Genomic DNA, 20,182 nt, shown 5'->3' on the forward strand with positions numbered 1-20,182 from the left:
TCATGCTCTTTGATCGCCTTAATGATCTGTTCTTCGGTGTAACGCTTCTTCATATCGAGATCTCCATCCCTTTAGGTTAAATGGAAATCTCATCGAGGTCATGGTCTAGTTTTTGGGGGAGAGGTCAAACTCAACACAATCACCATACGAATGCCCGCTTTACCTTAAAACCGGACATGTTGCTTGGTTGGTTTAAGCTTAATAAGCTAACCAGTTTGGCTTAGTGTTCGAGCAAAATTGTACAACAACACTTGATAGCCTGAGAAACTTACTGCTGCTCGTTAGCGGCTACAACTAACTTACGATTAGAGTTTTTATCATCTTCGGCTTTTGAGAAAAATCAGTTGTGTGTTGAAAAATGTGGAGATAATTTTTCAACACATGATTACTAGAGGCTGTTGATCTTTGAGTGAAAATTAGACGGCATAGCAACAAGGTATAATGGTTTCGCCAAAAATCAAAAATACCACCGAGAACGGACGTTGCTATGCCTAGAACAATGTTAACAGATAAAGCCTGGGAAGCCCTAAAGCAAATACTTAAAGACACGGGGCGTGTTTACAATAAGTATGAGCACAGAAATACGCTTGAAGGCATTCTGTATCGGATGCGTACTGGAGTCCAATGGCGAGATCTGCCTGAAAAATTCGGCCGTTGGAATACCGTTTTTAGACGTTTTAACCTCTGGTCAAAAAAGGGGGTACTTCAAAAACTGTTTCAAAGCATATCGTCTGAGAATGACCCTGAGTGGCTATTTATTGATGGAAGCATCGTGAAGGCGCATCAGGATAGCTGCGGGGCATCAAGCGGTGCAGACGAAGCGATAGGAAAAAGCCGGGGTGGCAATTCTACAAAAATTCATCTTGCTGTTGATAGTGCTGGGCTACCTGTTTATTTCGAAATCTCTGGTGGGCAAGTACATGACATCGCCCATGCTCAGAGTTTGATAGCAGAAGCCCCAAAATCAAGCAAGTGTCACTGCCGATAAGGGCTACGATAGTGATAGTTTACGAGCATTTATTGAAGCTCAAGGTAGCGTGGCCAATATTCCGAGGAAAGAGAACAGTAAAACTGGGAATGGTCATATGGACTGGTGCCTTTATAAGTACCGGCACCTGGTTGAAAACGCTTTTTTAAAGATTAAAAAATATCGTGCTATTGCTACTCGCTATGACAAACTGGCAAGAAACTACGCCAGTAATGTCGCGTTAGCCTTTGTCATGGTCTGGCTACCAATGCATTGCTGAATAAAATTTAAGCAAAGATCAACAGCCTCTAGTCAGTCCGAAATTTAATCGTAGTTTAATTAGCATGTCAAGCCAAAGCCGTTGTTGGCTTAAATATGCAGATTAACTATTTAGGTTGCGAGCCCCCCTGGTTGGTCTCGAAGATACTGGTTTAGACATAGCTGCGTTGCTATGGTGTTGGCTATAACTTTGGAAACTCTATGTATATCTCTATGTTGCGATTGCTAGTTGGCTTGATACTCTTAATCTCAACGGCGTGTGGAAGCCTGGCGCTATGGTATCAATTATATGATTTCCCTTTTGCTGTAAGCTTGTTTGTCCTGACATGCTGGAGTGTCTTAGGTATCGCTTGTGTAATAACGCTAGGGTATAGATATCGGCGAAGAATGCGCAACTTGCTGATTGCTTACCTGCTCTTAGGCGCAATATTACTCATTTGGTGGCAAACTGTTACCCCCTCTCATCAACGTGACTGGGCTGATGATGTTGCTTATTTGCTTAAATCGGAGATGCAGGGTAACCAGGTTACGCTGTATAATGTACGTAATTTCAAATGGCGTAGTGAAAGCGACTACACAGCAAACTGGCAAACCCGCCACTACAATTTAGAGCAGTTGGTTTCGGCCGACTTAATTCTCTCTTATTGGATGGGGCCGCATATTGCGCACACCCTGGTGTCTTTTGGTTTTAATAACGGTCAACAGCTGGTTTTTTCTTTAGAGATCCGTAAAGAGCGGCATGAATCCTTCTCCGCCATAGGTGGTTTATTCCGACAGTTTGAGCAAGTTGTTATTGCCGCAGACGAACGGGACATTATTTTGACCAGAAGTAACGCCCGAAATGAAGACGTTTATCTATATCCTTTGGCGTTAAACCCGCAGCAACTTCGTACCCTGTTTTTGGGTTACCTGACAATGGCAGAGTCACTGCGCACCACACCGCAGTTTTACAATACCCTAACAAGCAATTGTACAACCATTGTGTTTGATCTAGCCCGCCAGATTGCACCAGGTATACCCCTAGATTACCGGCTTTTGTTGTCAGGCCATTTTGCCGAGTATGCTTATGATCAGGGCGCTTTAATACCAGGTTATAGCTATAGTCAGTTACAAACATCGGGTTATATTAATGTTCGCGCGCAACAAGCAAACGAAGATCCCAATTTTTCCCGTGCGATCAGAAATGATATAGCCGCAATTTCCAAAGAGGATTAGTAATGACCTTAAGCTTTAACAAACTTGCCTGGCTATTTTTTATCCTGCTGTGTTCAGCCTTACTTAATGCCTGCAGTACCCTAAAGCAGTTCGATAGCCCAGTTGCAGTTCGCTCAATGAATACTGACGAGTACATCAGAATTAAACGGGGTGATGTGCTTACCGGCAACACACCGAGCGCAGCGTCAATAGAGACGATAAAAGTAGCCGGGTTAGATGTTAGCGCCTGTCTCGATTTAGATAACCCCGGCCATGAATGCATTGCCGCACTGCTGCAAACAAGCGGCATTAATGATGAAAGACGTTTATCTACTTTGTCGGAACTCTGGGTGCAACAGGCGCTGTCAATATCGCAAACAAAAGCAGCCGAAGCACGCCTGCATGCCTGGCTACAGGCCGCCCGCTATGCCTATGCTTATCTGTTTTTTACTAACCGCTCTGCCGGAGAGCGGGCATTTGAAGACAGGCAAACTCAGGTACGTGACTATTACAATTTAGCCGTGCAAGAGACGGCTACCATTCTGTTTGAAGCGCATGAGCGGAGTAATAATGTCAGTCCTGACATCGCCCCATTTTCCATGAGTGGCTGGGTAATCAAAACAGATTTTTCAGGCACCAATATTGCGCAAAGTGAGCAACCTATCCATAACTTATTTGCCGCGCCCTCTCTGGCTTTTACAGGGCTTCGCAGTCAGTATCGACGCGATGGTTTTGGCGCAGAGTTGGTTGCTGATCGAAGCGTGAAAACTAATGCTGGCGTTCTGGCCAGAAATAGCGATAGCAAAGATCACGCACCAGCCAGACCAACCTGGAGCGAGATGCCGTACCCGGTTGTTACCGCTTTATTGCGCTTTGAAAGTGATTCCCTTGCAGACATTTTAGCCACTACTGAAGTGACTTTCGCTGTGTATGATCCTTACCGGCACTTTGCTACCGAGCTATACGAGCAACATATCCCTTTAGCCGGACACTTTACCGCAGGCTATGGGCTGTGGCTGGCTCAGGCGGGTTTTGCCCGGCAGTCGATACGTACCTTACTGGGCCGTGAGCAAAACTTCGACAAACCACATGTATACTTGATGCAGCCATATGATCCGGACCGAAGGGTTATCTTAATGATCCATGGGCTGGCCAGTAGCCCTGAAGCTTGGGTAAACGTGGCAAATGAAATAATGGGTGATGAAATACTGCGCAAAAAATTTCAGGTGTGGCAGGTATATTACCCCACTAATATTCCTATCCCGATTAATCACTTCGAGATCCGCAATACTATCAATGCAGTGCTTCATCATTATGATCCACAAGGTTCGGCGACAGCATCAAAAAACATGGTCGTTATGGGCCACAGTATGGGCGGTGTCATCGCCCGGTTAATGGTATCGTCCAGTGAAAACCTGATGAGCGAAGTAATCCGGGATGTTGAGTTCGAACCCAAACGTCGGCAACGCATTGAAGCGCACATTAAGCCAATATTACAATTCTATCCAATGCCAGAAGTGTCTCGGGCAATCTTTATTGCCGCGCCTCACCAAGGCACCCCCTTCGCAGGACAAAGAATAGGGCGTTTTGTCGCAAGCATGATCAAACTGCCGTTAACTATTCTCGAAGATTTTGCTGATGTGCTTCAAGGCAGCGCTGATGATCCCGCCTTAAGTCAAAAAAAACCGCTTTACCTCCCCAATAGTGTTGATAACTTAAACGCGGATGATGACTTCATTTTGGCTGCTGCGACGCTCCCTATATCTTCGACAGTGAACTATCACTCTATCATTGCCAGAACGCACTCTGATGGAAAGCTAGAAGACAGTGATGATGGCTTAGTTCCCTACCAAAGCGCTCACCTGCCTGAAGCGGTATCTGAAACAGTTATTGTCTCTGGCCACAGTGTTCAGGAAACCGCTGCGGCTATTTTAGAGATTAAGCGTATCCTGCTCGACGATTTAGAAGACACTGCAGCCATTAAATAAATTAAGACTAAGAAATAAACGGATGCTGGCCTTAGCAGATAGCTGGTCACGCCATTTGCGTGATAGCTTTACGAAAACGTGATAACGAAAAGGCAAATAAAACACTGCCAATAATCACCAGCCACAGGAATTGCGGCCAAACAACATCCAAGCCAGCACCGCGATAAAGAATGGCCTGTGCCTGGCTGACAAAATGAGTGGTGGGGGCAACCAGCATAATATTTTGTACTAATTCAGGCATACTTTCCCTTGGTGTGGAACCACCTGAGAGCATTTGCAGCGGCAGTAAAATCAATACCATTAACATGCCAAACTGCGGCATATTACGCGCCAGCGTAGCCAAAAATATGCCCATAGACGTTGTGGCAAATAAATGCAGCGCCACACCCACTAAAAATAACAATACCGAGCCTTCAATCGGCACTTGTAGCGCACCTTGCACCACAAAAACCAAGGAAAACGCTGCCGCGCACAATACCACCAAGCCCATCGACCACACCTTTGCCAACATAATTTCGGTAGGCGTTACTGGCATCACCAACAAATGTTCGATAGTGCCATGCTCGCGCTCACGAATAAGTGCCGCGCCAGTTAAAATAATAGACAGCATGGTAACGTTATTAATAATTTGCATCACCGAACCAAACCAGGCTTTTTCCAGCGTTGGGTTAAAGCGTACTCTTAGCGCTAAATCTACCGGCGTAGTACTTACCCCACGCTGATGCTGCAAAAACTCACTGATCTCGGCCATAATAATTTGCTGAATATAGCCACTACCACTAAATGCTTGGCTCATCCGCGTGGCATCGGTGCTTAGCTGGATATTGGTAATATTGCCCGCAAGGATATCGCTTTGAAAATTTGGCGGAATATTTACCACAAAGGTATAACGGCCAGAATCCATTCCGGCATCCATTTCTGGCAATGAAATAAGCTCGGGTAAATTAAATTGAGGAGGATAAAAAGCCCCAACAATTCGGGCCGATAACGGTGACGCATCTTCATCAACAATAGCGATTGGCGCTTTATTTAAGGTATCTGGCATCGCAGTTGCAGCGGTATACACCGACAACGTAAAGGTATAGACAATCAAAAACAGCATGATTTTATCACGCCGTAAGCTCCATAACTCTTTTACCCCTAAGCGATAAATATTGGCAAAGGCTTGCATACTTAACGCTCCTGCTTTTTCAATAGTGCAATTGCTACGCCCAAAATAACCGGTACCGCTAACAGCAAGGGTTTAAAAGAATCATATAAATCACTAAAACCCAGTGCTTTACTAAAAACGCCACGGGTAATATTAATCATATAAGTAGCCGGATAAATCTCACCAATCACCCTACCACCACCTTCCATGGATGACACAGGATCAAGTAAACCGGCAAATTGTACTGCAGGGATCAAGGTTGCCAACATCGCAAAAAACATTGCCGCAATTTGGCTTTTGGTCACAGTAGAAGCCAGCAAGCCCATACCCGTTGCGATAATGCAGTATAAAAACGCCGCCAATAACAAGGTGATAAAACTACCAGTAATAGGGACATCAAACAGTGTTACCGCCAATAAACACATCAGTAGAAAATTAAGCATCGCCAGTGCCACATACGGCAACTGTTTACCTAACATAAACTCGGTTTTGGTTACTGGTGTCACATACAAATTAAGAATAGAACCCAGCTCTTTTTCACGTACTACGGCCAGTGCCGTTAACATGGCGGGCATCATTAATAACAGCAGCGGGATAATAGCCGGCACCATAGCAGGTAAACTGCGCACATCTGGGTTATAACGATAACGGGTTTCTATACCGGCAGCACTACTGGTGCTGGTATTAGTGCGCATTCTAGCTTGCTCGGCCAACCAATGCTGATGAATACCTTGCACATAACCTTTTACTGTTTCTGCCCGTTGCGGCATAGCGCCATCCACCCAAGCACCTACCGCTACGGGCGTTCCGCGTTCAATATCTCGGGCAAAACCGGCTGGAATTTCCAGTACCAGCGATAACTCGCCATCTCGCATCCGTTTATCCAAATCGGCATAATCTTTAATGGGCGCTTGCTCAACAAAATAGCGCGAGCCAGATAAGCTTAATGTATAGCTTTGGCTAAGTGCGGTTTGATCTCGGTCTAGCACCGCATAACGTAAATCCTCAACATCCATGCTGATACCAAACCCCATCACAAACATCAAAATTAAGGAGCCGAGTAATGCCAAAGTGCTGCGCACCGGATCCCGTTGTAACTCCAATGATTCGCGCCACATATAGCTAAACATACGCTGCATACTAAACAACGATTTTTTAGATGGCACTTGCTCGTTTGCCACCGTATCCACAGCCTCGGCAGTAACCAATGCAGCTTCAATGGGTGCTGCTTGCGACTCAGAGCCACTGGCTTCAATCAAGTAATCGATAAACGCGTCTTCCAGTGTATCCTTGCCACGCTTTTGCCTTAATAAAGCCGGTTTATCGCTATCCAGTACTCTACCAGCGTGCATCATCGACATTCGATCACAGCGCTCGGCTTCGTTCATAAAGTGCGTTGAAATAAAAATAGTCACTTTATCTTGGCGCGATAAGCTAATCAGTAAGCGCCAGAAGTTATCACGCGCAACAGGATCCACGCCCGAGGTGGGTTCGTCTAAAATCAGTAACTCAGGTTTATGCACCATGGCCACCGCCAGCGATAAACGTTGGCGAATACCAAGTGGCAAACTTTCAGGTAAATAGGCTAACACGCCTGCTAAATCAAAGCGGCTAACCATTTCCGCTACCCGCGCTGGAATATCCTGTTCTGGCACATGAAATAGCCGTGCATGCAGTACTAAGTTTTGTTCTACAGTAAGCTCACCGTACAACGAAAACGCTTGCGACATATACCCCACACGCTTACGGGTATTAATATCATCAGGGTTAACTTCTTTACCAAATAGCCAGGCTTTGCCTTCTGTCGCGGGTAATAAACCCGTAAGCATTTTCATGGTGGTGGATTTACCGCAACCATTGGAACCCAAAAAGCCAAAAATTTCACCACGAGCAATTTTAAAGCTAACATCGTTAACCGCGGTAAAATCACCAAAACGCATGGTTAAATGTTGCGCCTCAATGGCAATATCATCAGCACCAAACTGGCTTAATGGCGTAATCTCAACAGGTTGATGTCCGCGTTTTTTTTCTTCTGGCAATAATTTAATAAAGGCTTCTTCTAACGATGCCGATGCTGTTCGCTGTAAAATCTCTGCCGGTGTGCCAGTTGAAAGTACCTTACCGCCGTCCATCGCTACCAGCCAGTCAAAGCCTTGTGCTTCGTCCATATAGGCGGTTGCTACAATCACACTCATTTGTGGGCGACTTTGACGAATGCGGCTAATCAGTTGCCAAAATTGGCTACGCGCCAGCGGATCCACGCCAGTAGTGGGTTCATCTAAAATTAAAAATTGCGGATCATGAATTAGCGCACAGCACAGCCCCAGCTTTTGTTTCATACCGCCGGAAAGCTTGCCAGCTGCGCGACTTAAAAATTTTTGCAGCCCCGTTGCTTGCGTTAAATCGTCAATACGCCGACGCCGCTCTGGCGCAGAATGACCAAATAAGCGGGCAAAAAATTGCAGGTTTTCTTCAACAGATAAGGTGGGATAGAGGTTTTTACCCAACCCTTGTGGCATATAAGCAACATGTGGACAAATATATTCACGATGCGCTTTGCTGGCCATATCGCCATCTAGCACATCAATTTGACCGCTTTGAATCGCTTTAGCACCGGATAACAACGACAATAAGCTAGATTTACCCACACCATCAGGCCCTAACAACCCCACCATTTTACCCGCGGGAATATCTAAGGTGATGTTATCTAGCGCCAGTGTTTTCCCGTATCGTAAGCTAACTTGCCGAATGCGGGCTACCGTCATAAAGCAACCCGCTCAGGTAAATGTGCAGGCCAGCTGGCGTCGTCACTTAACTTAACCCAAGCAACACCCGGCAAACCGGTTTTCACCTGCGTAATATGTTTTTGCAGCAATGCGGGATCAATTTTGGCTTTGACCCTAAACATCAGTTTTTCACGTTCGCTGGCTGTTTCTACGGTTTTAGGTGTAAATTGCGCCACATCAGCAACATAAGAAATTTTAGCTGGAATGGCCACATGCGGTGCCGCATCAAGCACTATGCTTACATCACTACCAATGGCAATACGCCCAGCTTGCGCGGCGGGTAAAAAGAATGTCATATACACATCGGTCAGATCGATCATATTTAACACCCGGCCGCCACTCCCAACAATCTCCCCAGCTTGCGCTACTCGATACTGAATACGACCAGCACGCGGCGCCTTTAATACATTATCTTGCAGCTCTACTTTTACGCGATTAACGGTGGCAGCCGCCGCAACCGAGGCCGACTCTGCCGATTGAATTTGCGCATTGGCCGCGGCAATACCCGATGCTGCTGCATCTATCTGCGCTTTAGCCGCAGCAACGACGGCTTGTGCACTGCGCAATTGTGCTTGATCATCATCGGCCGTTTGTTGCGAGGCCGCGCCAGTTTTGGCTAAAGTGCTAGTACGCCGCGAGCGGTTTTGGGCAGCAGATAATTCGGCTTCGCGCTGTGCTAATACCGCTTCCAGTGCCGCTTTTTCACTTTGTCGTTGTGCCAGTTGGCTATACGCCGCACTAACCGCATTTAGCGCTTGGCGCTCTTGCGCTTCAGCTTGTTGCAGCTGAGCAGTAAGTGATTCTGAATCAATATGTGCTACCACTTGATCCGCTGTCACAAAGTCACCTTCGTTAACCAAAATATCGCGGATCCGCCCAGCGGTTTTCGCAGAAATAGCAATTTCGGTTGCTTCAATCCGGCCATTACCCGAAGCAACATCCGCGGGCAACTCATCAGATAATAAATATCTCTGAGCGATAACAAACAGAGCAACAATAACACCGGCAGCGATCAGCAAAGGTTTTACTGTCGTTTTGGATAGATTCATGCGTGACTTTCCTTAGATAATGCGGCTGTAACATTAACGCTGAACACAAAAAGCGCGGATTGTGCAGTATATACAATAGCTGAATAGAATTATAGGAGTAGTTTGTTTGAATTTTGTCTTGCCTTTGACAGTTGTTCCAGTGACCACTTGCTGCTTAGTGCTCCAACGCTGAGTATCCAGGTAGAGATTTTCAATTGTAGAAAGTTGTACCGATTTTCGTCGCATCAAATTCCAGTATGGCTGCATTAGCACAATAGCCAGAATACTGTTTTCAAGGTCACTAGCTGGAAAAGTAAAGGTTTGAGTTACTTGGTCAATTTTATAGAGATGGTTCGCCCGGTAGATAATTATACTTTGGCCTAAGATCGCAAGCAGGAACACAGGCAAAATTTGCAAAAAATCGAATAAATAGCAAATAAAACTCGCGATAATACTTAAAATCAGCAAGTTAGTTACTGATTTTCGTAGCGCCATCCAAACGTCATAAACTTGATAGATTTTCATTTAATACCTTTAGGTATCCCAATACTGGTTAATTGCTGGTGAAGATAGATTGCAGGTTTTTCTTGCGTCTTTCGTTTTCTTCGCTTTTCTCTTTATACATTAACGCTTCAGCCTGAAGCTGCTCCATCCGCTTTTTTAACTGCTTGATCTCAAGATCCTGACTTTTGATAGTTTGCTGTAATTCGTCGAACTTCTGTTTTGCGAGTTGCTTGCCTATGTATTCGCAGCCAAGAAGGTTTGACGCCATAAAAATTAGCAGTATCAATCTAAAAATTTTCACAATAATGCTCCTTATTCTAAAAGCTATACACTTGAATCATCATGCGTTCTTTTGCTTTGGTTAAATCTCGACCTAAGATCACTAATTACACGACCAGATATTTTCTGAACACTTTCGGCTCTGATACTTAATCCTTTAGCAATGAAAACAAATCCAACACTCAACGGGAGCAACTTTAATAGACTGAAAATAAAAGTTAAGAAATAGATCGGATAAAATTGATCAACTTTATTAGTATCAGGTGAAAAAATGGAAATGAACTGGTTTACCAATGCCAACTTAAAAGAATCAACTAACAGATACGCATTTAACAGCATTCTTGAATACTTGTTATGCTCGCGAAAAACAATTGAGTTTTCTACCACATACTCATCAAAATTAGCTAAATAGCTGATCCTAATTGTGATACACCTGCTTCAATCCATGCTTGCCGCCCGGAAACGGTGCGGCAGTGTCCATAAAGTAGTAAACCTGCTCCAGTAAATCATCCATGTTTTGCACTGATGATTCCGGGTTATCGTCTCGTGCAGTGCATGCCACAGTTTTTCAATTTTGTTATGCCATGGGCTATAAACCGGCAAGAACAGTAATTTGAACTTTGGGTTGTCGCTCAGCCACTTCTGGGTTTTCTTGCTCTTGTGGATGATGTAATTATCCACGATTAACCGAATGCTTTTAGCCCGACGATACTGACCTTTAAGCTTTTCCAGCAATTCAATAAATAAGTCACTGGTCTTGCGCTCGCCACCTACATAAACGATTTGCCCTGTCTGGCCGTGTAATGCTCCCGCCAGATAATGTTTCTTGTTCTGTCCTGGTGTTGCCACTTTACGCTGCGCGCCACGGTGCCCCCAATCTGCACCGATTTTAGGATTCAGATGGATGTCCACTTCATCCTGGTAAAACACCGGGTGGTCAATACTGTTATCTGCCAACGCCTCCCGGATAACCGCCAGTTTCTCCTTTTTATCCGGGTCTTGGATATAAAGCGTTGGCGCAGCTCGCCGCCAGACAATTCCTGCTTTGGGCAACCAGCGTCTGATTGTTGAACTGTGGATCTGAATGTTGCATAACTTGTTCAGTAACAGCGCAAACAACTCAGTACTCCAGCGTGAACGCTGATATCCAAGCGTCCTTGGCGTGTACTTCAGCAAAATTTTCAGCACGCCACAGATAAAATCCCGATTCAGCCTAACGGGGCGACCAACGCCTTTAGTTTTTAGACCATCAACACCGGCAACGTCATACCATTTCAACCAGCGGTTAAGCGATGACCGCCCCGCTTGCAGTAGGCTCGCAACCTCTGACTTGGTTTTACCTTTCAACACCAGCAAGACGGCATTCGCACGGCGGCAAAGGTCTCTATCTCGTGTTTTATGAATAATCTTCTTCAATCGGCGGGTTTCCGCGCCATATAAAAATGCTATCCTGTTCATACTCAATGCGTTTGTGGGTTTGGTTTGTTTGGCGACTGATCTGATCGCGCAAACCGCATTGAGTTCCCTTACCTGAGTGATCTACTATTTGGCACAGTTATTTAGAAGGCGCAAAGGGAAAAGAAAAGATTAAGGCTATTGGTCGAGAAGCTAAATCGTTATCGGGGCCAACTATTCAGACAACGAACCCTTTTTCACACACTAGAAGTTTTATCGGAAATTTCATGCTGGCTGAAAAGATATTGCAGCATGGTATTTTTACTTTGAATAGCTCAAAGTTAAGAGCCGCGCCGAGAGTAATCATGCATCAACTAGAAAAAACTGATGGTGGGCTAAGCGATATAGAGGAGCGTGTCTTACGTGAACTTGCAAGTGGTATGGGAGCAAGGGAAGTTCTGATCCATACTGGCAGTAAAATCAATGTGCGCGCACAGAGCTATGATGGTATTAAAGCTAAAATCAAAGCCACTTAACAAGTTGCTTAATTTCGTTCCGGCCACAAAAGGCGTGGCCTCCACTGGACTGCCTACGCTGCGCTGCGGCAGCCAATTAGCAAAGCGTTCTGCTAACACCTAAAAGCGGACTTTACAGCCTTAAAGTTGGAATGTCTGCAATTGGCACATAAGTAATATTCATAAAGTGCGAATACTACATTAGCTTACTTTACTGCAAAAACCGTAACCAATGTCTTCATTGAGTCACCCGTAATCATAACAAAGTACATTTTGCTCCCCACATGCTGCCATAACTCGGCCTCTTGTGCATATTTTTTGGCTTTTTGGATAGCGACACTTTCTGGTAACTGGGCTTTAGTTAGCCCCGAGCATAGCAGCTTAGTGCACAAAGCCTTCCAAGGATGCTTAGGTACACCGTCAGAAAGCCGTTCCACAAACCGTTCCAGTGCATGACGAGTCACCACGACAGGTCCAATGTTCGGAACGTTGATGACCTCATCGATGCCTCTCACTGTAAGATTATCGACGCTGTATTCTTCGAAGGAATGTGAGAGCCAATCGTCCCGCTTCTCTACCGAGATCTGTGCTTCATGGTATCGAGTGAGCAAAAACCTAGTCAGGCTGTAAAGTGAATGCTGAGTTGAGCGTTGTTTCTGTAACTTTTTGATGGCTCCTTTACTGACCCGGATTTGAAGGCCGTTGCCACTTCGGTCAATCGATGCTTAATGCCATCTTTCTCCCATGAGCGCGTGCGCTGAGGCCCTTGAACAAAAAGCTTCGCTCCTTTTTGGATCAAATCTTTTGCCCTTAGCCCTAACTTAAATCCACCACGATCTCGAAAAACGACCCGATGCCATTCCGTATGCTCTTTGAGCTCATTGGATTGACGGTCGCGCCATTTCTCAGAAGTGGCCAGTGAAATGCTGGTCACTAAATCACCTGATGGATAGGCTCGCGTCTCTGGCTCAGAGCCAACGTAGCCTATGAGTGTTACTTGGTTTTTCATGATGTTCTCCTCGTCTTAGTTGAACTCTGTGCACACAGTCGCTTCTACCCGGCTGGGCAAAGAAGACTGACGACGCAGATAGGTTGGTATTTCGAGTAAAGCCATGTCGTACTGATGTGGCTCTTTGTAAAACGCAGATGTCAAACGGGGCATACCAGGAGCTTTAGGCACTGCCATTGGACGACGTTTTGGTGTTGGTGTGAGCAATCGCTTGATTTGAGTAAGTACAAATCGAAACGGGCGCACGCTTTGACGAGCAAGCAATCGCAAAAGCGACCAGCTTAGTTTTGCAAGCAACATAATGCCTGCGATTTGGATGATAAATCCGAAGATATATTCCATGGGTGACTCCTTAATTTGGTTTTGAAGGAGTCAACCCCAACTGGGGAAAACTCCCCCAGTTGGGTGGTGAAAAGGCGAACCGTAAGGAACGCATGGTTGAGCATGTAAAAACATGCAGGCTATTTGTTTAAGGAGGCTAGCTACCTCTTAGTACCACTGAGAATACTCAGCGGCGGGCTTCCTTTGAGCTCATGCTCTTAGGCGCAGATATCACTGAAACAGATCAGCAATATTTGATAGTCAGTGTAACCGTCTTATCCAGACAGGATAGTTAGAAAGATGCTCAATTCTTCCACCTAGCTGAAAGGCCATTACCTCACAGAGGATTAGGCTAGGGACTGATTATTGTCATATCAGGAGCAAACTTATGGCCCAAGCAAAACCCAATTACTCAAAACCCATCTTTGAACAATCATTCACAATTAACAGCTTACAGGCACAACGTGTCGTTGACCGTGTTTTTAGACGGACGGTCAGTGCGCTCTACGGAATCGATGTCATCCTACGCATCATTGGCGATGAGAACGAAATTGATGAAGTGGAACAGATCATTAGCCATCTGATCGAGGATTGCGCTAAGGCGGTAGACAACGAACAAGCTCGTTTGGACAAACTGATGGAGTCCAACGGCATCGATGAAGTACCTGACTACACCGATCCGATAACCTTCAACGCAAAAATAAGCTCGCCCCAGGTTGGCCAGTTTGTTGGCTTAGTTCGCAAACTCGATGCGTTGATGATCTCAATGGACACACTCTGGTTATCTAGCGTGCTTAGCAACAAGCAACGTGTTGATGGCAACTACGCATGGCAACAGCGCATTATCAAACTTGCACGACGCATTATTGATATCGAAATTCGAGCACGAAAATCAGCCCAAGCTAAGGGGAAAGGTCAGCCCGAGCCGATTAGAAGTGTAACTATAGATTTTAAAGACAAGTACTCTTGCTCACATGGGCTAGGATATTTTTTAGAGGATATGGTTAAAGGGAATCCAGCTAGTATTCACGTAGATAAGGTTCTACAGGAGATAGAAGATCAGGAATTACTTAATGCTATCTATTTCAATAGAAAGATTCCAAGCAACACATATGACCGCGCTATAAATGAAATAAAAGAAGCACTAAATTTTTAAGTACACTCTTCTTGCACTGTTTCTAGAAATGTAAGAAAACTCGGAATTTCTTACATTTCTCACTAAGTCATTGAATCGCAAAAGGTCTGGCTAACTCCCTTTTCGGTTGCCCAAAACAAACCTCAGAAAATAAGCTATACACACGAAAAAGTTACATTTTTGGTGAAGTATATGGCACAAGCAAAAACACTTTCTAAGTCCGAACTAAAGCAAGTTTTCGACGTTACCCAAGCATGCAGTCGCTACCCAGCGCGTGACATAACCATGCTTATGCTCACACACTACTGCGGCCTTCGAATTGGTGAAGTTGCAGCATTGAGATTCAATGACATCATCACAAATGACGGCACCCTACTTTCAGAAATAACGCTCAACAAAGAACGAACTAAAAGTAAGCGAGCTAGAAAAATATTCCTACCGAAAAAAATGATGCGCCAATTACGTGAATACCTATCAGGACTCACACGACGCCCAGCACACGGTTTTCTATTCTCAACACAGAAGTCTTCACGCTTTAGCGCAAATACAGCCACACAGCACTTACAGCGCTTGTACGAGCGTGCAGGAATACACGGCGCCACGAGTCACTCGGGTCGCAGGACTTGGCTGACACAGTTGAGCCAAAAAGGAGTAAGTGTATTTGTGCTCGCTGAAATGGCTGGACACCAAAGCATTCAGACAACACAGAGGTATGTAACAGTAAATGATGAGCTCAAACGTAATGCTGCAGAACTAATTTGAATATAAAACGATGCGCCAGCCTAACTGAATACGCACCTAGGCACGTATTAATTCAGATATTTTGGCAAAACCATAGCCGCTAATGTGCATAGCATAGCTAAAACATAAGCGGTTTCTGGAGGGAATGCCCCAGCAAGTGCTGAGAAAACATTACCAAAACCATCCAAAAGTAATGATGCGCCTGCTGAACGAGCCATAAAGAAGTTCATCATAAACAATCCTTATTTGCATAATCCCAGTCTTTCACAATGCTAAGGAATGGAATCAGTTCAGACTTTTACTGGATTTTTTTGTACTCCGCTTATCGGGCACCAGTAAACCTTAGCGGAAATGCAAAATCTGATTTGAAAACTAGACGTAAACGGGTAAACCTTAAAAACCTACTCGGCCTTTAGTCGATATGTACCACTTCGAGGACCATCGATTCGCGTTATCAAACCTACTTCCTCCAGTTTCTTAAGAGATTTGAAGAACTGCGACCTTGAAACAACAATCTCCTGTTTTTTAGTTAGTTCAGAAAACAGCTCAAAGCTTAATGTTGCTTGTGAAGCGTTCTTATCAGCTACATCCCAAAGAATAATTAGTACAATACGGTCTGAATCCGTAAGACTCCCTAAACCCAATTCTTGGGCAGCTGAGTCCATTTGTCTAATCAAACCTAGATAAAAACTTAATCTCGCCACGTCCAAAATCACAATTAATTTAAGAGTTTATAGCATAGTCGATATGCAGGATTTTGCCAGCCACCACAGAAAGCCCTATCAAAATCGGTTCAAAGTGTAGGTTAAACAGAGTGTTTAAAAAGACGGAATTTCTTCGCACACTATTTAGCACACCCAATCTTAATACATATAAATAATTGAAATTATTGAAATTTATCAGACGGTTCGCAATTCAAAATCCGTTGCCTATAAAGCGTGTCGGTTCGAGTCCGACCATCGGTACCATTGTCCTAATGGTTATTGCTAAGAGAGAATCTCAACCCCTGAATCTACGGGGCTTTCGGAAGTACACTAGAACTCCAGTTTCCAGTTTTTATTTAGTTTCCGCAAGGTTTTCCGCAAGAAAACTTATCCATACTGTTTTAGAAGATGCATGAGCGCCCCAAAAGTTTGAAGCGTCATGCCTAAGTTCAATCCTTCAAACTTCCCCGAAGAACTTTAACGCTTTTAGGGGCTTCAACAGCTAGCTTCGTCTCCGAACCTTTAACTTTGTTAATAACAATCTTGATGTCATCGCCGATGTAGAGCGTTTCACCGTCCTTGATAGTTAGTGCAAGCATATCCATGTGCTCCTGTTTGTTGTGGAAACTTAAGCCTAGAAGATATTTCAGATAATACCAGTCACTACTCAAAGTAATATTGAGGATACACCAGTTAATCGTACGGCCTTGTCTGCTGATCCTGAGTTTTTGGTTAACCAATGTAAGACTTTCAACAACAAAGTTAAGTAAGCTAATTTTGACTGACTGCTGAGTACTAAGAAAATACTCAATCTTAGAAAGACTCGGACAGTTATGAAGCCACACGTAAATCGCATTCACAAAGACTCTGACCTTAAACAGCCCCTTAAGAGTGAATGTTCCGATTCCGCCCCTTTAGAGTAAATTCTCATAACCCGACATTTTAAGAAAACCCCATGAGCGGATTTTAGACTGCCAATCTGCTCAAAACCTTCCCCCTTACATATACCAAACGACTCACTACATTTGCTGGCGCGCCAGCCACTTAAATCACTGCAAAAACACATATGAAGTCTGAACAAACGCTGTCAGACAAGGCGAGCAGTGGCTTCGCTTATGTGTTCTTAGAGTGATTTCCACTCTGATACAAATCTACTGATCAGGCAAAACCTAATGAACAACAGAACCAAAAGAATCAAGGTTTCACTTACCCGTGATTCCGCAAACAAACTTGATGAAATTTCAGAAGAGGCATCAATGACTCCTTCACAAATCATCAACACCCTTCTAATCAACTCTGACGCCAATGACGTCATGGAGAAATACAATGCAAACAAAGCAAACCGTTAAACAAAAAAACACGTTCAGCAATCACCGCAATGGCTTTGAATTATCAATCCTCACATCTAACCTTTCATCAAGGCAAAAACTGATTGCTCTGATTCTGAAGTCACATATGAACAACTCTACTGGCCTTTGTAACCCAAGCATTAAAACACTTATGGCCAAGGGCAGTATGTCCAAGGGAACAGTCAAAAACTGCATTGATGCCTTAATGGTAGCGGGCTTCATCTCAAAGATTACTGGTAATGGCAGAGGTAACTCCAATAGTTACACACTAAATATCATTGAGTCAGATGTGGACAATAGGAATAAGCACAAAGGAAATACCCAAAACCTTGAACCAAACTATTCATATGATATGGAAGTGAATCCTGAAGACTTTCCTCAAGTAGATTTTGATTACGAGCCTTATTACGATCACAACACCCCTGATAGTGCTCAGCAAGATACTCAAGAATATGAGCAATCAACAGATAATCACATAATGGTGTATGACGAATATGGCCAAGTAATCAATCTAGCAAAGTTACCTAAAGATGAACGGGAAGACTATGCGATTAGATTGGCCTCTGCACCTCCAGATATGAGAAGAAAACTTCTTGAAGGAAGAATCAACTTTATTAAGCAGCTATCAGAAACATCGCACTCTGATAATGAAAACAACAACGTTGATCAAACTGGTTCAAGTGATGTGCTAAATGAAATCGTTCAAGAAGCTGATTTAGATGATTTTTAGGCAAGATTATGAGGGAGGCTAAGCTCCCTCAGCATCACATTTAGTAATGCAAGAAGGATTCCTGATAAAGGGGTCATCTGAAAGCATAAAGGGGGCAGCTCACGAACTAAAGGGGTTATTTATTGAAGCTAAAGGGGTCAACTGGCTTACCATGAACCTTCTAATTAACCTTGTTATTAACCTTCTAATAACCTTCTTGATAAGTAACTAATTGATAGTAACTGTAAAGATAATTGTTATTAACGATTATCTTAAGACCCCCAACATAAAGCCTAAGATTCAACCTCTCCTGATATGGTGATAATGACGAACGAAGTGAGTCTTAATGAAGCAATTCGCCTTTTTCATATGCCCCTCCCTTAAGTATATTTTTTCTAACTCAAGATGTTTCATTTCAATCTATTCAGCTTACATTTCATAATGAACTAGTAGTCTATTGTGATATACAAAAATTGGAGCCGCTCCGTGAAGCACTTGACCTGTGTTCTGTTAACGCTTTGCCTTATCACCTTAGAAGCTCGTGGAGAGCCTTCTGAGCCTAATTTTGAAATAACTAACAATGATGGTGTGGTAAGAGTTTTAACCCATGGTGAGGTTGTTTGGGGCAATCAGTTCGGTCTTATACTTGGACCTAATAATTGCAATAGCAATAGGCTTTGGCTGAGCATTTCATCTTATGAAGACGACTTAGAAATGCTTGAAGGAAGAACAGTAAACTTCACATGGACTGTTGATGATCAATCCTTTCCTGTGGAACTTGATGTAACTTATGTTGTAAGACTGACTAAGACAATTCAGATAGTTCTCTTTAATGGAATTGAGTTACTGCCTGAGTTTGTGAACTTTCTACATCAGTCTGAGAGACTTCAGATGGTGATTAATGGACCAGAATTAGAAGCAAGCAAGTTTGATATACCTGAGGAATCATTTAGCTTGATAGGGTTTAAAGAAAGCTACTTTGAAGCAGTTAAATCCTGCCAAGCAAATTCAGAAAACTAGATGAGTATAGGTAATCAGAAATGAACTTTAAGATACCAACTTTTATATTCGCAATTGCCTTCTCGGTAAGTGCCAATGCAAGCAATGAAGAGCTATTGTTTGAGTGCTCCCTTCCGCCCCTTAAACTTGGAATATATGCCGAAGAGGGAGGTGGATACTATTCAGACAAACAGGTAAAAATTGAAAAATATAGTGATATAGAAATTGTAAAGACATATATGGATTTCCAAGGCTCTGGGGATTGCCGTTATAGCATCTGGTCGTTTGAGTTCAATGAATCTAGTTACAGTGTTGAATCAATGGGATGCAATCATCCAAGCATAGTCGTACCTGAAAATGCGAAAGGAATGATTAGAGTGCATGATCAAGAGTTTTGGTGTTATTAGCCCAACATTAACAACCTCTAGAGCTTATGAATAAACAAGAAGAAAAGATTTTATTAAAAACATCCGGTATTGGGGTGATATGTATTTTTTTTGGAGCGTTCACTCAACCAATCAGTGAAATTCTTGCATTAGTAATTGTCATGCTTGGCGTATTTTTGACGTTTGTAAGCATCACATCACTGGTAATAGCCTTCATGGTCAATGGCTTCAAAAGTGGGGCTAATAGTCTTGTAGAAAAAAGTAGTGAAGCAACCAAAGCTATTCAAAAAAAACATTCTCCTTTAGAAAGCATTTTTAAAACTCAGAAGAAGGATTTAGAAAACTTTTTAAGACTCTTAGAAGTTAGTAGTGATGATGAAATTGCTGAACATCTAATTTTTGCGGCTATAGCTAGAAATGAAAACCCACACTTAACAGACAACTTCCTTAACAACTTAAACAACAGCTCAAAGGAAAGAATCCATAAAATCAAAGCCGAATTACAAATGCTAAACCTACAGCTCAAAGACAACTATGAATGTTCATCAATAGTGGCTGGAAATGTAATTTGGATAATGACCCTGAGGTCGGTGGAAGGCTTTGAGCATCTACTTGTAACCAAAAAAATCTGGCGAGAACTTAGAAGAGGTCATAAACGCTTAAAGAAAAAGGCATCTGATATGCAACTAGAAGACTCTGAGAACATAGTCAACAAAGCAAAGTTTATTCCTAAACTATAGGGCC

The 20,182-nt window shown here is 43.5% G+C and carries 19 protein-coding genes and 3 pseudogenes; 11 read left to right on the top strand and 11 right to left on the bottom strand.

Going from position 1 to position 20,182, the window contains the following annotated elements; all coding sequences use genetic code 11:
* The first annotated feature begins 487 nt into the window (after nt 1–487).
* From XMD530_RS00005 to XMD530_RS00015, 3 genes are all read left to right on the top strand, one after another.
* A protein-coding gene (locus XMD530_RS00005; RefSeq protein ID WP_173483608.1) for an IS5 family transposase occupies nt 488–1,247 on the top strand; the annotation gives its coding sequence in 2 pieces (ribosomal slippage) (nt 488–970 and nt 972–1,247; 759 coding nt in all).
* 386 nt (nt 1,248–1,633) lie between these two features.
* On the top strand, nt 1,634–2,461 hold the full coding sequence (locus XMD530_RS00010) for a DUF4105 domain-containing protein (protein ID WP_254443151.1): 828 nt from the start codon (nt 1,634–1,636) through the stop codon (nt 2,459–2,461).
* Between the two features lie 2 nt (nt 2,462–2,463).
* The gene (locus tag XMD530_RS00015) at nt 2,464–4,428 is read left to right on the top strand and encodes a triacylglycerol lipase (protein ID WP_173483609.1); all 1,965 of its coding nucleotides are present in this window, start codon (nt 2,464–2,466) and stop codon (nt 4,426–4,428) included.
* 46 nt (nt 4,429–4,474) lie between these two features.
* Here XMD530_RS00015 and XMD530_RS00020 read toward each other — a convergent pair whose 3' ends face one another.
* The 6 genes and pseudogenes from XMD530_RS00020 to XMD530_RS00045 all read right to left on the bottom strand — a co-directional run bounded on the left by XMD530_RS00020 (nt 4,475) and on the right by XMD530_RS00045 (nt 11,633).
* Nucleotides 4,475–5,599, bottom strand: a complete 1,125-nt coding sequence (locus tag XMD530_RS00020) for an ABC transporter permease (protein ID WP_173483610.1) — start codon at nt 5,597–5,599, stop codon at nt 4,475–4,477.
* Between the two features lie 2 nt (nt 5,600–5,601).
* Nucleotides 5,602–8,343, bottom strand: a complete 2,742-nt coding sequence (gene rbbA / locus XMD530_RS00025) for a ribosome-associated ATPase/putative transporter RbbA (RefSeq protein WP_173483611.1) — start codon at nt 8,341–8,343, stop codon at nt 5,602–5,604.
* On the bottom strand, nt 8,340–9,413 hold the full coding sequence (locus XMD530_RS00030) for an HlyD family secretion protein (RefSeq protein WP_173483612.1): 1,074 nt from the start codon (nt 9,411–9,413) through the stop codon (nt 8,340–8,342). Before XMD530_RS00030 ends, rbbA begins: the two co-directional genes overlap by 4 nt.
* A gap of 33 nt (nt 9,414–9,446) precedes the next feature.
* Nucleotides 9,447–9,917, bottom strand: coding sequence for a hypothetical protein (locus tag XMD530_RS00035; RefSeq protein WP_217363743.1), 471 nt, complete (start codon nt 9,915–9,917; stop codon nt 9,447–9,449).
* Nucleotides 9,918–9,945: 28 nt separating this feature from the next.
* Nucleotides 9,946–10,197, bottom strand: a complete 252-nt coding sequence (locus tag XMD530_RS00040) for a hypothetical protein (RefSeq protein WP_173483613.1) — start codon at nt 10,195–10,197, stop codon at nt 9,946–9,948.
* 396 nt (nt 10,198–10,593) lie between these two features.
* A pseudogene (locus XMD530_RS00045) lies at nt 10,594–11,633 on the bottom strand (IS630 family transposase).
* Nucleotides 11,634–11,719: 86 nt separating this feature from the next.
* Between XMD530_RS00045 and XMD530_RS00050 the strand changes: the two are divergent.
* A complete protein-coding gene (locus XMD530_RS00050; RefSeq protein WP_173483637.1) occupies nt 11,720–12,106 on the top strand; it encodes a rod shape-determining protein in 387 nt (128 codons plus the stop codon).
* 185 nt (nt 12,107–12,291) lie between these two features.
* Here XMD530_RS00050 and XMD530_RS11275 read toward each other — a convergent pair.
* The 3 genes and pseudogenes from XMD530_RS11275 to XMD530_RS00065 form a co-directional block, all read right to left on the bottom strand.
* Nucleotides 12,292–12,801: pseudogene (locus tag XMD530_RS11275) on the bottom strand (hypothetical protein); the annotation flags it as partial.
* Nucleotides 12,705–13,094, bottom strand: coding sequence for a single-stranded DNA-binding protein (gene ssb, locus XMD530_RS00060; RefSeq protein WP_371731645.1), 390 nt, complete (start codon nt 13,092–13,094; stop codon nt 12,705–12,707). The pseudogene XMD530_RS11275 and the gene ssb, both read right to left, overlap by 97 nt.
* Before the next feature lie 15 nt (nt 13,095–13,109).
* Nucleotides 13,110–13,436, bottom strand: a complete 327-nt coding sequence (locus XMD530_RS00065) for a hypothetical protein (protein ID WP_000455722.1) — start codon at nt 13,434–13,436, stop codon at nt 13,110–13,112.
* A gap of 367 nt (nt 13,437–13,803) precedes the next feature.
* Between XMD530_RS00065 and XMD530_RS00070 the strand changes: the two are divergent.
* Nucleotides 13,804–14,328: pseudogene (locus XMD530_RS00070) on the top strand (hypothetical protein); the annotation flags it as partial.
* A 414-nt stretch (nt 14,329–14,742) separates the two neighbouring features.
* Nucleotides 14,743–15,312 carry a site-specific integrase gene (locus XMD530_RS00075; protein ID WP_173498798.1) on the top strand — a complete coding sequence of 190 codons (570 nt, stop codon included), beginning with the start codon at nt 14,743–14,745 and terminating at the stop codon, nt 15,310–15,312.
* A 47-nt stretch (nt 15,313–15,359) separates the two neighbouring features.
* Here XMD530_RS00075 and XMD530_RS00080 read toward each other — a convergent pair whose 3' ends face one another.
* A complete protein-coding gene (locus XMD530_RS00080) occupies nt 15,360–15,524 on the bottom strand; it encodes a hypothetical protein (protein WP_173498799.1) in 165 nt (54 codons plus the stop codon).
* Between the two features lie 920 nt (nt 15,525–16,444).
* On the bottom strand, nt 16,445–16,594 hold the full coding sequence (locus XMD530_RS00085) for a carbon storage regulator (RefSeq protein WP_173506503.1): 150 nt from the start codon (nt 16,592–16,594) through the stop codon (nt 16,445–16,447).
* Between the two features lie 573 nt (nt 16,595–17,167).
* Between XMD530_RS00085 and XMD530_RS00090 the strand changes: the two genes are divergently transcribed.
* The 5 genes from XMD530_RS00090 to XMD530_RS00110 all read left to right on the top strand — a co-directional run bounded on the left by XMD530_RS00090 (nt 17,168) and on the right by XMD530_RS00110 (nt 20,178).
* Nucleotides 17,168–17,344: a hypothetical protein gene (locus tag XMD530_RS00090; RefSeq protein ID WP_173506464.1), complete on the top strand. Its 177-nt coding sequence runs from the start codon at nt 17,168–17,170 to the stop codon at nt 17,342–17,344.
* Nucleotides 17,322–18,074: a helix-turn-helix domain-containing protein gene (locus XMD530_RS00095; RefSeq protein ID WP_173506463.1), complete on the top strand. Its 753-nt coding sequence runs from the start codon at nt 17,322–17,324 to the stop codon at nt 18,072–18,074. Before XMD530_RS00090 ends, XMD530_RS00095 begins: the two co-directional genes overlap by 23 nt.
* A 465-nt stretch (nt 18,075–18,539) precedes the next feature.
* Nucleotides 18,540–19,073 (top strand): hypothetical protein, encoded by a 534-nt coding sequence (locus XMD530_RS00100; RefSeq protein ID WP_173506504.1) that lies wholly within the window; start codon nt 18,540–18,542, stop codon nt 19,071–19,073.
* Nucleotides 19,074–19,093: 20 nt separating this feature from the next.
* On the top strand, nt 19,094–19,459 hold the full coding sequence (locus tag XMD530_RS00105) for a hypothetical protein (protein ID WP_173506505.1): 366 nt from the start codon (nt 19,094–19,096) through the stop codon (nt 19,457–19,459).
* 26 nt (nt 19,460–19,485) lie between these two features.
* Complete coding sequence (locus tag XMD530_RS00110) at nt 19,486–20,178, top strand: hypothetical protein (RefSeq protein ID WP_173506506.1); 693 nt, start codon at nt 19,486–19,488, stop codon at nt 20,176–20,178.
* Nucleotides 20,179–20,182 lie beyond the last annotated feature (4 nt).

Source organism: Marinobacterium sp. xm-d-530 (genome assembly GCF_013283365.1).
Lineage (GTDB): Bacteria > Pseudomonadota > Gammaproteobacteria > Pseudomonadales > Balneatricaceae > Marinobacterium_E.

What these genes read in the sequence shown, in the direction of transcription:
- XMD530_RS00010 (WP_254443151.1), top strand. Translation starts at nt 1,634, where the DNA reads ATGCGCAACTTGCTGATTGCTTACCTGCTCTTAGGCGCAATATTACTC.
- XMD530_RS00015 (WP_173483609.1), top strand. Translation starts at nt 2,464, where the DNA reads ATGACCTTAAGCTTTAACAAACTTGCCTGGCTATTTTTTATCCTGCTG.
- XMD530_RS00020 (WP_173483610.1), bottom strand. Translation starts at nt 5,599, where the DNA reads ATGCAAGCCTTTGCCAATATTTATCGCTTAGGGGTAAAAGAGTTATGG.
- rbbA (WP_173483611.1), bottom strand. Translation starts at nt 8,343, where the DNA reads ATGACGGTAGCCCGCATTCGGCAAGTTAGCTTACGATACGGGAAAACA.
- XMD530_RS00030 (WP_173483612.1), bottom strand. Translation starts at nt 9,413, where the DNA reads ATGAATCTATCCAAAACGACAGTAAAACCTTTGCTGATCGCTGCCGGT.
- XMD530_RS00035 (WP_217363743.1), bottom strand. Translation starts at nt 9,917, where the DNA reads ATGAAAATCTATCAAGTTTATGACGTTTGGATGGCGCTACGAAAATCA.
- ssb (WP_371731645.1), bottom strand. Translation starts at nt 13,094, where the DNA reads ATGAAAAACCAAGTAACACTCATAGGCTACGTTGGCTCTGAGCCAGAG.
- XMD530_RS00065 (WP_000455722.1), bottom strand. Translation starts at nt 13,436, where the DNA reads ATGGAATATATCTTCGGATTTATCATCCAAATCGCAGGCATTATGTTG.
- XMD530_RS00075 (WP_173498798.1), top strand. Translation starts at nt 14,743, where the DNA reads ATGGCACAAGCAAAAACACTTTCTAAGTCCGAACTAAAGCAAGTTTTC.
- XMD530_RS00080 (WP_173498799.1), bottom strand. Translation starts at nt 15,524, where the DNA reads ATGATGAACTTCTTTATGGCTCGTTCAGCAGGCGCATCATTACTTTTG.
- XMD530_RS00085 (WP_173506503.1), bottom strand. Translation starts at nt 16,594, where the DNA reads ATGCTTGCACTAACTATCAAGGACGGTGAAACGCTCTACATCGGCGAT.
- XMD530_RS00090 (WP_173506464.1), top strand. Translation starts at nt 17,168, where the DNA reads ATGAACAACAGAACCAAAAGAATCAAGGTTTCACTTACCCGTGATTCC.
- XMD530_RS00095 (WP_173506463.1), top strand. Translation starts at nt 17,322, where the DNA reads ATGCAAACAAAGCAAACCGTTAAACAAAAAAACACGTTCAGCAATCAC.
- XMD530_RS00105 (WP_173506505.1), top strand. Translation starts at nt 19,094, where the DNA reads ATGAACTTTAAGATACCAACTTTTATATTCGCAATTGCCTTCTCGGTA.
- XMD530_RS00110 (WP_173506506.1), top strand. Translation starts at nt 19,486, where the DNA reads ATGAATAAACAAGAAGAAAAGATTTTATTAAAAACATCCGGTATTGGG.